The sequence below is a fragment of the Ructibacterium gallinarum genome (assembly GCF_014982785.1).
Taxonomy (GTDB): Bacteria; Bacillota; Clostridia; order Monoglobales; family Monoglobaceae; genus Ructibacterium; species Ructibacterium gallinarum.
This window is the reverse complement of the sequence record NZ_JADCKB010000012.1, coordinates 38353-51963: the sequence shown is the minus strand read 5'-3', so window position 1 is coordinate 51963 and position 13611 is coordinate 38353. Positions and strand designations below refer to the sequence as shown.

General features: G+C 54.9%; 8 protein-coding genes. 3 read left to right on the top strand and 5 right to left on the bottom strand.

Annotated features, from left to right (window positions below; all coding sequences use genetic code 11):
- Position 1 precedes the first annotated feature (1 nt).
- Together INF28_RS07000 and INF28_RS06995 are read left to right on the top strand one after the other, a co-directional pair.
- Positions 2–985, top strand: coding sequence for an ATP-binding protein (locus tag INF28_RS07000; RefSeq protein WP_226392749.1), 984 nt, complete (start codon positions 2–4; stop codon positions 983–985).
- A gap of 253 nt (positions 986–1238) precedes the next feature.
- The gene (locus tag INF28_RS06995) at positions 1239–2201 is read left to right on the top strand and encodes a reverse transcriptase family protein (protein ID WP_226392748.1); all 963 of its coding nucleotides are present in this window, start codon (positions 1239–1241) and stop codon (positions 2199–2201) included.
- Here the strand turns inward: INF28_RS06995 and INF28_RS06990 are convergent.
- Positions 2179–2412, bottom strand: coding sequence for a transposase (locus INF28_RS06990; RefSeq protein ID WP_226392795.1), 234 nt, complete (start codon positions 2410–2412; stop codon positions 2179–2181). The genes INF28_RS06995 and INF28_RS06990 overlap by 23 nt on opposite strands.
- Before the next feature lie 261 nt (positions 2413–2673).
- On the opposite strand from INF28_RS06990, the gene INF28_RS06985 reads away from it, so the two are divergent.
- Positions 2674–5295, top strand: coding sequence for a glycoside hydrolase family 2 protein (locus INF28_RS06985; protein WP_226392747.1), 2622 nt, complete (start codon positions 2674–2676; stop codon positions 5293–5295).
- Between the two features lie 63 nt (positions 5296–5358).
- Here INF28_RS06985 and INF28_RS06980 read toward each other — a convergent pair whose 3' ends face one another.
- The 4 genes from INF28_RS06980 to INF28_RS06965 form a co-directional block, all read right to left on the bottom strand.
- Positions 5359–6417 (bottom strand): glycoside hydrolase family 88/105 protein, encoded by a 1059-nt coding sequence (locus INF28_RS06980; RefSeq protein ID WP_226392746.1) that lies wholly within the window; start codon positions 6415–6417, stop codon positions 5359–5361.
- An 11-nt stretch (positions 6418–6428) separates the two neighbouring features.
- Positions 6429–7754 (bottom strand): FAD-dependent oxidoreductase, encoded by a 1326-nt coding sequence (locus INF28_RS06975; RefSeq protein ID WP_226392745.1) that lies wholly within the window; start codon positions 7752–7754, stop codon positions 6429–6431.
- A complete protein-coding gene (locus INF28_RS06970; RefSeq protein ID WP_226392744.1) occupies positions 7738–9147 on the bottom strand; it encodes an FAD-dependent oxidoreductase in 1410 nt (469 codons plus the stop codon). Before INF28_RS06970 ends, INF28_RS06975 begins: the two co-directional genes overlap by 17 nt.
- Before the next feature lie 71 nt (positions 9148–9218).
- Positions 9219–13586: an S-layer homology domain-containing protein gene (locus INF28_RS06965; protein WP_226392743.1), complete on the bottom strand. Its 4368-nt coding sequence runs from the start codon at positions 13584–13586 to the stop codon at positions 9219–9221.
- Positions 13587–13611 lie beyond the last annotated feature (25 nt).

The following is a 13611-nucleotide window of genomic DNA, read 5'->3' as shown; positions in this document are numbered from 1 at the left end:
TATGGAATCAGCGTATACCTTAGCCGGCCGCGCCCTGGCGCAGAGGCGCACACAAAACCAGGAAGAACAGGAACGGCGCAGAAACCAGGTATTAAAAGCCGACCCCACGCTTTCTGAACTGGAAGCCCGGCTGGCACAATGCGGTACGGCACTGGCCCGCTGTGTGTTGGAAAACGGAAAAAATTATGAAACCATTCAAGCCGCCATACAAAAATTGCAGGGGGAAAAGGCAGCGCTGCTGCGCCGGCTGCATCTGCCGGAAACCTATCTGGATGATATTTATACCTGCCCGCTCTGCCATGACACAGGATACAACGAAAGCGGCGGCCGCTGTACCTGCCTGAAACAGCTGATTAGCCTGTATGTGAGCTCCAATGCCAATTTGACAGAATACATGAAGGAACAGACCTTTGATCATGCCGATTTTCATCTTTTTGCAGACCAGCCCTCTGACGGCGGACGGGAGGTGCTTCCCTGTATTAAAAAGGCCTATGACATTGCCCGGCGTTTTGCGGACACCTTTGATACCTCCCACGCAAACCTTCTGCTGACCGGCAGCGCGGGTACGGGGAAAACCTATCTTTCAAGCTGCATTGCAAACCATGTTTTAAGCCGCGGAAAAACCGTATATTATCAAACTGCTTTCCAACTGTTTGATCTGCTGGAAAAGTTAAAATTTGGCCGCTGTGACGGAGATGAAAAAGAAGGGGCAGAATATACCGCCCAATATATTTATGATGCAGACCTGCTGATTTTGGACGACCTGGGCACCGAATTTATTTCAGCCTATTCTGCCGCCGCACTGTTTGATCTGATCAATACCCGGCTGATCCGGGAAAAAAGCTGTATTTTATCTACCAATCTGACCCCTGCCGGGCTGGAACAAATCTACAGCAGACGCCTTACCTCCCGGCTGATGGGCAATTATACGGTCATTCCCTTTGTGGGTCGGGACCTCCGGATGCGGAAATTTCAAAATGGATAAGTTGTTTCCGATATTACGTGAAACAACGCTTGCCTTTTTCCTTGGGCTATGCTATACTACCATAAAGCACTTTCTGTTGATTCACGCCTCCGGCATGAACGGCTGAAGCCGTAGTCAAGTCATCATGACACCGGGCGCGAGTCGCGCCCGGTTTTTTCTTTATTATCGCAGATTCGCTGCGCTCAAGAAAGCGGAAAAACCGCATTCCCGCAAACTGCGTTTGCAACAAAAAAATGCGCCCTTTCCTCTTTCTATGCACATTTTGTACGGCTTCAGCCGCAGAAAGGGGCCAAACCATATGATCATATACCGCAGTATTGATACTTTGGCAAAGGATTTGGGCTTTTCGCCCAAAACCCTATATGCTGTCAGTTACCAAACTGACCGGCATTATGAACAAGTCTCCTTTGCCTGCGGTGGGAAAACCCGCCTTCTTTCTGTCCCGGATCCCCTTTTAAAATCCATTCAGCGTTCGATTTATCGTAATCTTTTATGCCATATGCCGGTTTCTCCCTGTGCGGCGGCATACCGCTTTGGCACCAGCATAGCGCAGCACGCCCGCCTGCATGCGGGGCAGAAGCTGGTTTATCAGATGGATATTCAAAATTTTTTTGACCACATTCTCTACAGCACAGTCAAGGACAAGGCTTTTCCGGAAATCATCTACAGTCCCTCTCTGCGAATTCTTCTGACCATGCTCTGCTATTATCGTGACCGCCTTCCTCAAGGGGCTCCTACTTCACCTGTGATTGCCAACCTGGTGTTAAAGGATTTTGACGAAAAAGTTTGCGCGTGGTGCCGCCAGCGGCACATCCGGTATTCTCGGTATTGTGATGATTTAACCTTTTCTGGCAGCTTTGACCCCGTTTCTTTATATGAATTTGTAAAGGGTGCCCTTTACCAAGAAGGCTTTTATCTCAATCCCAAAAAAACACGCCTGCTTTCGCAAAGCAGACGCCAAACGGTTACTGGGCTTGTGGTCAACCAGCAGGTTTCTGTTCCCTCCGCATACCGGCGGCAGGTGAAGCAGGAAATTTATTATTGCCAAAAATACGGCATAACCGCCCATATGTCCCGGCAAAACATAGCAGATACCCCAGAGCACTATCTGCGTTCCCTGCTGGGTCGAGTGGATTTTATTTTATACTATCATCAAGACGCCTCGTGGGCCATGGACGGCCGGCAGTGGCTGATTACACAGCTGAAAAATTTTTGATAAAAATATATTCCATTGCGTATTTTTCTTTGGCTTTGGCAAATACTCGCTCTTTCATTTGTTTCCTTTGTTCATACAATTCTTTATTCTTTGAAGTGTGACGATAATCCTCAACAAGTTCTAAGCACTCAGACCATATATGTTTTGCTGATATCTTTACATGGCTAGAGCTTTTTGTACATTCGCTTGACTTGGGCCACTGTTCATATATTGCAAAATGGCTCTTAATTTCACACTAACCATCTATGTTCGTTGCATTCAACTTCTGGGCATGAAACACAATCTTATTTTCTATTTTTATTATATCAAAATCTATCTTTTTTTTCAATCACACAATTGTTTATATGGATACCCCGGCGCCTTTTCCCCGCCGCTTTTTTTCCCAAGGAATCTACCATAAAAACGTAGTTTTACCCATTTTCCCCCTGCCCTTTTTGTGGTATGATAACCTGGTTACAGGAGGAGGATTTGTATGATGTATCAAAAAATAAGTCTGAACGGCAGCTGGCAGTGTCAGGGCGAGGACTCTCGGGGCAACCCCATCTCCTTTCCCGGCACCGTACCCGGCTGTGTCCATACCGACCTGATCCGGCACGGTCTTTTGCCCGCCGACCTTTTCTGGCGGGACAACGCCCTTTCCTGCCAGTGGGTCGAGTCAAAAAGCTTTCGCTACAGCCGCCGCTTTGTGGTTGATGACCTCGGCGCCAACCCCGAACTGGTCTTTGAGGGGCTGGATACCTTCTGTGAGATTTATCTCAACCACCGTCTTTTGGGCCGCTGCTTTGATATGTTTCTCCCTTATACCTTTTCGGCGGAGGGGATTCTGAAGAAAGGGGAAAATCTTTTGGAAGTAATCTTTTTTCCGCCTGCGCAAAGGCCCCTTACCAAGAACAGAAAGGGCGCTTTCTCCACCCAGCGTCTGGAATGCCGGCGTATGCAGTGCACCTATGGCTGGGACTGGGTGGAACGGTTTGTGACCATGGGGATCTATCGGCCTGTATATCTGCGGTTTTCGTCTTCTATGACCCTTGCGCAGGTGTATCTTTACACCAAGGCCGCCGATGCCCAAAGCGCCCAGGAGGTGGCAGAGCTTTCTTTTCTTCGCTCCGCTCTGGGCGGGCATGTTGACATTTTGGTCCTGTCACCAAAGGGGCAGGAGGTTTGCCGCCAAAGCTTCTATTGCGAAGAACCCTCTGCCAAAATCTATCTTGATATTCTCTCCCCTGCCCTTTGGATGCCCAACGGCTGGGGCAGACAGCCCCTTTATGAACTGCAGGTCCGGATTGACGGACAAATGGCCTGCGTGCAGAAATTTGGAATTGTTACCGCCCGGATCCTGCAGGCGCCGGACGCCCCGGACAGCGATTTTGCCCAAAAATGCCGGCAGCTTCAGCAGTGCGCCGGCGGACCCCAATATGACAAAAACCAAAGCTTCTCCGGCTTTCAGCTTTTGGTCAATGGCCGCCCAGTCTTCTGCAAGGGCGCAAACTGGGTCCCATGCGAGCCCTTTCCCTCAGCAGAAACACCCGAAAAAATCACCGCCCTGCTGGAGCTGGCCAAAGCCGCCGGCATCAATATGCTGCGGGTTTGGGGGGGCGGCATTTTTGAGCAGGACTTCTTCTATGACGAATGTGACCGGCTGGGGATTATGGTGACCCAAGACTTTATGATGGCCTGCGGCGAATACCCCGAAGAGGACCCCGCCTTCTTGGAAGCCCTTCGGCAAGAGGCCAGGGCCGCCGCCCTCCGGCTGCGCAACCACCCCTGCCTGATGTGGTGGACCGGCGACAACGAAAACGCCGTGAACGGCTTTGACCTTTGTAAAAATTTCCCCGGCCGCACCGTCGCCCTGAAGGCCATTGCACCCGTGCTCTGCCAATACGACCCCCAGCGCCGCTTCCTTTTATCCAGCCCCTGGGGCGGTAACCGCTATGCCTCCAAAACCGCAGGCACCACCCACAATACCCAATTTTTGGGTACCATGTTGAATCAGTGCTTGGTCACAGACGACTACAAAGAATATCTCAAAGAATTTACCGCCCGCTTTATCGCCGAGGAACCCTGCCTGGGCGCCGCCGAGGAGACCTCTCTGCGGCAGTTTATGACATGGGCGGATATTTTGGAAACCGAGGATATCTGGCGATTCCACACCAAGACCAATCCCGCTTTGTCCAAAGAGATTTTTGACTATATCAAAGGCTTTGCCGAAAATATTTTCGGCCCGTTTTGCAATGGCCGTGACCGGCTTATGAAACTCAAATATCTGCAATATGAATGGATCCGGGTGTCTATGGAAAACGCCCGGCGGAATCAGGGCTTTTGCGGCGGCATTCTCTACTGGATGCTTAACGACTGCTGGCCGGCGGCGGCCGGCTGGGCACTGCTTGACTATTACGCCCGCCCCAAAGCCGGCTATTACAGCTTCCGGCGCTGTGCCAAACCCGTTATGACTTCCATTGACAGGGAAGGGGATATGCTAAACGTCTATCTCTGCAATGACAGCCCCCTTTCCCGCACCGTCCGTCTGTCGGTCCATGTTCTGGACTACAGCCGCCACAGCTTCTGCACCGTCAGCACCCAGGCGGTTCTGGCCGCCGCAAATACCAGCTGTATTGTCACTGCCTTTCCACTCTCCGGCCTTGGCCCCCACGGACTGCTGATCAGCGAGCTCCGCAGTGCGGAGGGCGGGGAGGTTCCCAGTATGGGCGTTACCGGCGGGGAAGTTGCCGGCGGGGGCGGTATTCCCGGCGGGGAAGTTGCCGGCGGGGAAACTGCCGGCGGGAGTGTTGACGGTATGGGCGTTGCCGGCGGGGGCAGTATCTCCGGCGGGGAAGTTGGCGGCGGGGAGATCATTGACCGTGCTTTTTATAAGCAGGGAAATCTACGGCTCTCCCAAGCCGTTCCGGTAGACATTGCCGCCCAAGATGCAAACCATCTGACCCTTGTCTCAGACCACTATCTGCATCTGGTCTGCTGTACAGGCGGCATTTTTGAAGACAACTATTTTTTCATGATGCCGGGCGAAACAAGAACCATCTCCTACCGCCCCCTTGCGGACGCCCAGCCCGAAGCGGCGGCCTGTTTGCTGCTTTGATCCAACAAAAAAACACCTGCCAAACGCAGCTTTTTGCTGCCGCAGGTGTTTTTTTATGCCTTGTTACCGCACCGCAGAGCTCTGGGGGGCGTTCTCCGTTTTTCCTCTGCCTGCCTCTGCCAGCGCCGCCGCCGCAAGCCCCTGTCCGTATAGGGTGGGCTGGATGCGGATGGTCCGGTATTCTTCCGCACTGGGCATGACCGGCGTGCCGCCAGATACGCCGCCCACCTCTCCATTTTCTCCCACCGCCGCAGATACGGCCTGCAGCGCCTTTTCTATGGACAAATCATACTCCCTGCCCAGCACGCCGCAGGCTCTTCCCAGCGCCATGCCTGCCGCAATCCCAGCCGTGGCGGAGATCTCATCATAGGAGGATGGGTCGTTCAAAATTGTCCCAAAGGCCCCGTTCTCCCGCTGAACCGCCCGCATGGCCGCCGCACTTTGGGCAAACTGCCGCCATTCCTGCTCCGTGCCCTCAATGGCAGATAGAATCAGCGCCGTACTGTACAAAATCCAGGCGTTGGCACGGCCCCAGCGGACCCCGCTCATATGATTTTGCCCGGCACAGTCCCAGGCGTGAAAATACAATCCCGTTTCCTCGTCCCTGAGGACACGCAGGTGATCTGCCAGCTGCCGGCGGCTGAAGGCAATATAGCGCAAATCGCCGGTGACCCGCCCCAGCCGGGCCATAAAGACACAGACCATGAATAAGGTATCCGCCCACATCTGCTGAGAAAATCCTGCGCCGGCTTCCGTCACCGTGTGCTCCAGTCCCCCGTCTTTGGTCCGGGGCGCCTTCTCCAACAAAAAGGCGGCAATCTCCTCGCACACCCGCAGCCATGCTTCGTTGCCTTTCTGTTCCCACATGGTTAGAACCGTTAGCAAAGGCGCAGTGGAATTGACCGTTTTTTGCACATACGCTTCCTTGAGATGCCTGTTGATCCATTCCTCCAAAAACCGCAGATATTCTTCCTTTCCCGTCGCCTGCCAGGCCTTCCATATCCCATACAGTCCCACGCCCGGACCCCAGTCAAACCGCTCTATATCCATGTTCCAGCTGGTGTCGTTTCCGTAAATCACCCGGTCAGTGATTTTTTCCATAATGGTTTTCCTCTGCTCCATTCTTTTCCCTCCTACTCTGCATCCGGCAGGTATGCGCCGTTTTCCTTTAACCGCTCCCGCAGCTTTTCTGTGGAAATCTCATGGACATTGCCGCCGTCTGCCAGCACCGCCGCCACACCTGCGGCCTCTCCGGTACATAGGCAAACCGGCATAACACGGGCACTGCCCTGGGCCATCCGGTCACAGGAAATGATCTTCCCCGCCACCAGTAAATTGGAAAATCCCACCGGGGTCAGACACCGGTACGGAATTCCGTACGACTCTCCGGGACCATACCGCTCCGGCCGACCTACCGCTTCTTTTTTCCCCTGGGCGATCAGCGCCGCCTCTTCCTTGGAATAATGCACATCTACATAATAGGAATTCCGGCAAATCTCGTCGGGGAATGACCGCCTTTTGCAATAGTCATCGGCTGTCAGGACATAGTCCCCAAGCACCTGCCTGCTCTCCCGGATCCCCATCAGGGGCGCTGTGCTTGCCAGATGCGCATTGCCAAATGCTGTGGGGTGAAATTCTGCCAATGCGTCCCGGTACTCTCTGGCCGCCGCCCGACCCTCTGTCATTGCTCTGGAGATCTGCTCCGGCACATCGGGGTCCGCTTCCCACAGATGCCCTGCGTTAAAGCCTACTGTACCCTGACCCACCACATTGCAGCAGATATGGGTGTCCTGAATATGTGGATATTTTCCGGAGGCCACAATGGCATGAATCGGACTTTCCGCCTTGCTTCCGTGCATATTCGGTCCGTGCTGAAACGCAAACAGATCCACATTCCCCAAAGCAAAACAGTGGGTGGCCGGCTGGCGCACCGTCTCCTCCGTCACCATCTGCGCCCCCGCTTTGCGGGAGAGAATCCCTTCTCCCGTGCAGTCTATATAGGTCTTTGCCTGATAAATCTTCAAATCCCCGTTTTGGCAAACCAAAATACGGCGGATGCGGCCGTCCTCTGCCTCTGCCCCGCAGACCTGCGAAAAGAACAGGCAGACCGCACCGCTGTCCACAACCAGCCGGTCATAAATCCCCTTCAGCTTTTCGCTGTCTATGGGAACCCAGTCCAGCCGTGCCGACGGAACATAGGGCATATCCGCTTTTAAGGCGTCAAACACCTCCTTAGCAATGGAGCGGTAAATCATCTTTTCCTGATCGGAAAAGGGACACCATGCCGGCACCAGCCCCATGGTCCCCATTCCGCCCAGGGCTCCCGTTGCCTCCAGCAGCAGGGTTTTTGCCCCCATCCGTGCCGCTGCCGCCGCAGCCGCACAGCCCGCCGGGCCCCCGCCGCAAACAATAACATCCCAATCTTCCCGGGTTTCTATCATTTCAAACGTTCTCTTCATGCTCTTCCTCCTCCGGAAGCAAAAATGCTCCCTGGCTGATCAAATTTTTTCTGAGCTCTGACGCACTGAGCTCTGCCGGCAGCTTCTTCTCTGCCGCCGCCATGCCTGCCGCCACCCCGGCGGCCTGGCCTATGGCACCCGCAATGGGCGTGACCCGAATGGCGCCCTGCGCCTCAAAAGAGGCGGAAATACACCGGCCTGCCGCAATCAGGTTTTCTATGGTGTCATTGAGCAGGCACCGATACGGCACCCCATAGACCTCGCCCCCGGTCAGGCGCCGGATCTTCTGCATTCTGCCGGCGTGCACACGGTCTTTGTCCCCGGAAGGCGGCGGGACGTCCACCGGATAGCCACCGTATGCCACCGCATCCCAAAACCGTTTCCCGGTCAGGATGTCCTCTGCCGTCAGGCAGTATTTGCCGCACAGCCGCCGGCTGCTTCTGACTCCGATGGCCGGTCCGGTTTGCAAAACCCTTGCCTGCTGAAACCCCGGTATCTCTGCCTTGATAAATCTGGCAAGTGCGGCCGCTCTCTGCCGTCCCAGGGTCTCCGCCTGGCTGAGCGCCCACGGGTCCGTGGGGTCACAGCCGCAGACGCTTGCGGTATTGACAATGACCTCTCCCGGCGTGTTGGTCTCAAAAAACAACAGATCCCGCCTGACCGAAAACACACGGTTTTCCGCAAGGGCTTGCCGGAATTCCCGGTGGAATCCGCTGACCGACAGCCGCACCGCCCGGTCTATCAAATCCACGTTTTGGGCGTTTAAATGGGTGAACTGATCCAGATGCCCCCGCATATATTCCCGCACCTTTTGGGTATCCACATTTCCCATCTTGATATTCATGGTAAGGGGCATATTCTTTCCGTCCTCCGGCCGGCCCTTTTCCATGGGCACACCTGCCCACTGACACAGATCCCCGTCGCCGGTGGCGTCGATCCAGATATCCGCCCGCAGCCGGCTGAGCCCCGCCTTGTTGGCAACCGTAATCTCCTGCAGTCTGTTTCCCCGGCAGGTCACCCCCGCCGCCGCTGTGTGATACAAAAGCCTGCCGCCCGCCTCCAGATACATCTCCTCCAGCGTCTCCTTCATGCCCTCTGCGTCAAAGGGGGTCACCGAATAGGTATAGCCGGTAGAATCCGGAATGTGGCCGGGGGACTGGCCCTTTTGCTTCATACGTGCCACCACCTCTTCGCAGATCCCCCGCACCACCTGCAAGCTGCCTGCGTGAAAGGTCATCATCGGCCCCACACCGCCTGCCGTGAGCATTCCTCCCAAAAAACCATACTGCTCCACCAGCAGGCAGTCCGCTCCCATCCGGGCCGCCGCTATCCCCGCAGCCGCCCCGGAGATTCCGCCACCGACAATCAAAACATCATACTTTTTCTCTGCCATCTTCTTCTCCTTTTTACAAAGGGCTCCCGCCAGCACTGGGGGAGCCCTTTTCCTCTCTTTTCTCCTCTGCCTTATCCGGCAATCCGGTCAATGTCCTCCAGCAGCCGCCGAATCAGCACGCTGGCATCTGCCCGGGTTGCATCGTTTCTGGGCGATGTTTCCTGGGTCAGCAGATAGGTGTAAACCCGCATGCAGATCAGATCCATTTCCGCTCTGGAAATGTTCATGTCCGGGGCAAAGTGCTCTGCATCGATCCCCTGCACGATCCCCTTCTGCGCACAGCCCATAACCGCCCCATAATACCAGGCGTCCGGCTGGACATCCACAAATCCTGCAAATGGCGCCCCTTGAGTCTGATCCAGTTCCAGATATTCCGCAAGAATGGCGGTAAATTCTGCCCTGGTAATGGACCGGTCAGGCTCAAAGTGGGTCTGGTCTACTCCTTCAATGACCCCTTTCTCTGCAAGATAATTAATATCCTCCTCTGCCCAATGCCCTTTTGTATCGGCAAACACGCTGTCTGTTTCTTCCTCGGAAACTCCGGCGTTTTCTGCCGTCTCCGTCTCTGCCGGCGTTTCTGCCTCTTCGGATTCCTCAGGCAATGCGGCCCCGTTCAGCTCCTGCCCGCTAATCTGGTTCTCTGTCACCTGTACAGAGCCGTCTATCTCCCGTACCTTGGGTTCCTCTATCCCCATATATATGGTATAGGACAGGGCGTCATTGGTGGTGGCCGCCGTCAGCATATTCATCTGATACCGGGACATGGTATAGTTTTTCTTGCTGATTTCCATCTTGACGGTCTGGTCAAACACAATCTCCATCACCGCACGACCCCGAACCAGTTTCACCCGGTCGCCCTGGACCTCCAGTTTGTCCTCATCCCGGATCATCAGCGGGAAGCATTCCTGCAAACCGCCCGGGTGCTGGACGCTCACATGAATGCCGTCCTCTGCATAACGAATGGTTTTGTTTCCCTTTTTCTCTCCCGACTCTGTCAAATCATAGGATACCGCAATATCCCCCTCCGGCAGATCCGCTATCCCGGTCTGCGGCTGAAGGCTCTGGCCGTTTACGGTATAGACCAGGTTCTGGTTGGCACTGCCGCCCTGCTGGCCCCAGATCGTTCCGTTTTCATACACCCGCTCAATGGACTGCTTCCGGTTGGGGTCATAGGACTTTGTCCCCCAAGAAAAGTCATTGGCCTTGGGCGCTTTTTCGCTGTCGGTGGTATCCTTCTCCTCGCTTTGGCTGGCGATCATGATTCCGCCCTCCGGATGCCACAGCAAGCCCTGTCCAAACACCTGCATGTTGTTGAACTGCTTGCCCGCATTGAATATGGTGTAGTAATACGGCCGGCGGATATAGGTAAATTCAAGGTAGCTTTCCTCGTCCGCACGCTGGTGGTTGAAATTCTCGCTTGCCATATATGGCAGGCTCTCAATGGCCTCCCAGCGCTCTGCTTCTGTGGGAACATATTGGTACATCAATCTGTCAAAGACCCCGTACGCATTGTACGCATCGCCGCCCCGCAGGGTCATTTCCGGCAATACCGGCCACGCCCCGCCCTCGGTGATGGCGCTTTTATTCCGTGCAATCTCATCTTCTATATCCACATCGCTTCTTACAAACGCACGAGCCATTGGAATTTTCTCCGCAATGGGCATATCCTTGCGGTAGATGGAATACCCCGTGGTGGTGATCCTTCGGCTGGGCGCCCCGTTGGTGCTGAACCAGGAGCCGTCCGGCTCGATCACCAGGTTATAGGAGAGCCAATCGATAAACCGGGTTTGATCCTCGATCAGCTTGGCCTCCATGTCCGTATCTTTGAAATAGGTGTACTCCGCCGAGATGTTGTTGGTGTGTACCCCCAGATTATAGCTCATGTCAAAGGCGCCTTCTTCGTAATAAAACCCCGCCGGACTGATGAACTCGTCGCTGTGCTGGTATTTTTCCTTCAGCAGGCTCTCGATCTCCGGGTCCGGATTGTATTCCAGATACGCCGCCGTTGCCGACCAGATCAGTCCGTACTGATTGGAATATTGCAGCCCGTATTCATACCACGCCTCGTTGGTCAGGGTCAAAATGATCGCTTTTCGGCATGCCTCGTTGAGCCGCTGAAACAGATCCGGATCAATGGAGCGGAATCCCATCTGGGTTTCTTCCGCCTCGTGCAGCAGCTTCAGCGCCTGCCCCAAAAAGTTCAGGGTAAAGGTGGTTCCCGCCAGATCATAGGTATTGGTGGTGCTTTGCGGAAATGCGCCTGCATATTCCCCCTTGGCCGCATCGGTCTCGGTCTTTTGCAGATCCAGCACGTGCTGCAGCACCGCTTCCAGCCGCACCTTGACCTCCGGATTGTTGTAGTATTCGTTCCAGCTGTCGTTGCGGGTATAAAAATACGTGATGGGCAGATAGGCCTCCTGAATCCGCACATTGATGGGGTTAAAAGCACTGTATCTTCTGGAAACAAAGATGTCCACAAACCCCCGGTCCGGCTCTTCCATTCTGACCGCATTCAGTATCTTGTACAGGTTAAAATAATAATACGGAATCCCACGGGTGTCGTCCTTCCAGATCAGCGGCGCCAGATAATCCTCGTCCTCAAAGCTGTCCGGCGTGATCAGGCTGAAATCCGGCGGCATAAACTCCTTTGGCTTTGCCGTCTGGGCCTGTACCGGCCCCAGCGGCTTGGATTTGCCCGCCGGCACCACCGCCACCACCTGAAACGCATAGTCAATTCCGGGCGCCAGGTTCTCTACCCGGTATGTGGTTTGCTCTGTGGTGCCAATGCGCTTTTCTCCCTGATATACCTCATAGGTAATGGTTCCGCTGGCTTCCGCCCCCGGCCAGGACAGGGATATCTCTGATGCGCTCTCTGCCTTGGCGGTCAGCTGGGCGTCCTGGGGCCACTGCACCGCATAGATGATGGCGTTTTCTACCGCCAAAATGGCTTCCTCCAACGCCGCAATGGCCTGTTTTTGTTCTTCCTCTCCGGCCCCTTCCAGCAGCTGTGCCGCTGCATCCTTCTGCGTCACCAGCTGGTTTCTCACCGATTCGGGACACATGCCCGGCTGGTTGCCGCCCGGAACCCGGCTGAGCAGTTCCTCTGCTTCTTGGATCTTATTTTGCAACAGTTTTTCATAATTGGCCGCCACCTGAATGGTCACCCGGCCGATCTGCACCGCATACAGCGCACCGGTAGCCGTGGTATCCCCCAGGTTCACACGGATATATTCCACCCCCAAGGGAAGGTCGCTGACCGAAAAGACCACCTTGCGCCACTCGCCGTTGGCCCAGCCTGCCTCATCTGCCGTCCGTACCGCCGCAGCCGTCTCATAAACCTGGCCGTCCTTGCTGTACTCTACCGTGCAGTCCTCCGCAAGAGAACCGTTTGATTTATAATACCAGGTGTCCAGGGTGACGGTCTGGGCACGCTTGCCCTCTTCCATCTTATACTCGACCCATTCGCCCCCGTGGTTCAGCTTCTTATAATACCGGGTGCCGTCCCCTTCAAACTTCTCCGGCGAGGAGGTCGCCACCTGGATATCCTCTGACCGCCGATAGGGGAAGGATGCACTGTCACACTCGTCCACAAACACCGCTTCCGGCACCACCGACTGCTGGAACACAACCAGAGCCTCTTCCAGCATGGTCAGGGCTTCCTCCAGCAGGGCCGTATCCGCATCACTGTCTGAAACCGCCTCCTGGGCCATGGAAACCGCCGTTGTTAATGTATCCACTGCCTCCTTGGGATACATGCCCGGCTCGGTTCCCACCTGTGCGTTGTCAAGCTTGCTCTGGGCCCGCTCCAGCGTTTGGGAAAGCAGGGCCCGGTAATCCACCTCCATCTCTGCTATTCCCAGGGTAACATTGGAAATCTGATGGGTGGTGTTTCCGCTTTGGCCGATATGGGACGTGGCTCCAAAGGCGATCCGTATGTATTGGGTCCCCTCCGGAAGTGCGCCTTCTGACGCAAATACAATGCTGCGCCACTGGCTTTCTTCCCAGAACTCTCCCTCTTTTGCGTCGGTTCTGACCACCTGGGTATATGGGGTATAGGTCTCGCCGTCTGCGGATGTCTCAAATTGCAAATCCCCTGCGATCTTGCCGTTTTTCATGGAATATACCGCATCTACCTGAAAAGAGACAAAGGCCTGCTTGGTCTGATATACCAGATAGGTCTGGGTATCCAGCGCACCGGTGTCCGCCTTTTTATACACCCTGTCCTTGTCTGCGATTCCCTGGGACGCAGACAGGTCCTTGGTGGAAAATCCAATGTTATCCGCCGTGGTTCCCGCCGCATAGCATAAAGACAGATCCGTGAGATTGTCAAAAAACCGCTCCTCTGCCAGCGCAGTGCCCCCGGGCAGTCCAAAACAGCTTCCCAGCAGCGCTATGCCGATCAAGCCCGCAATACACTTTTTCCATATTCTTTTTCCCATGGCTATCCTCCTTCTTTTCCCGCAG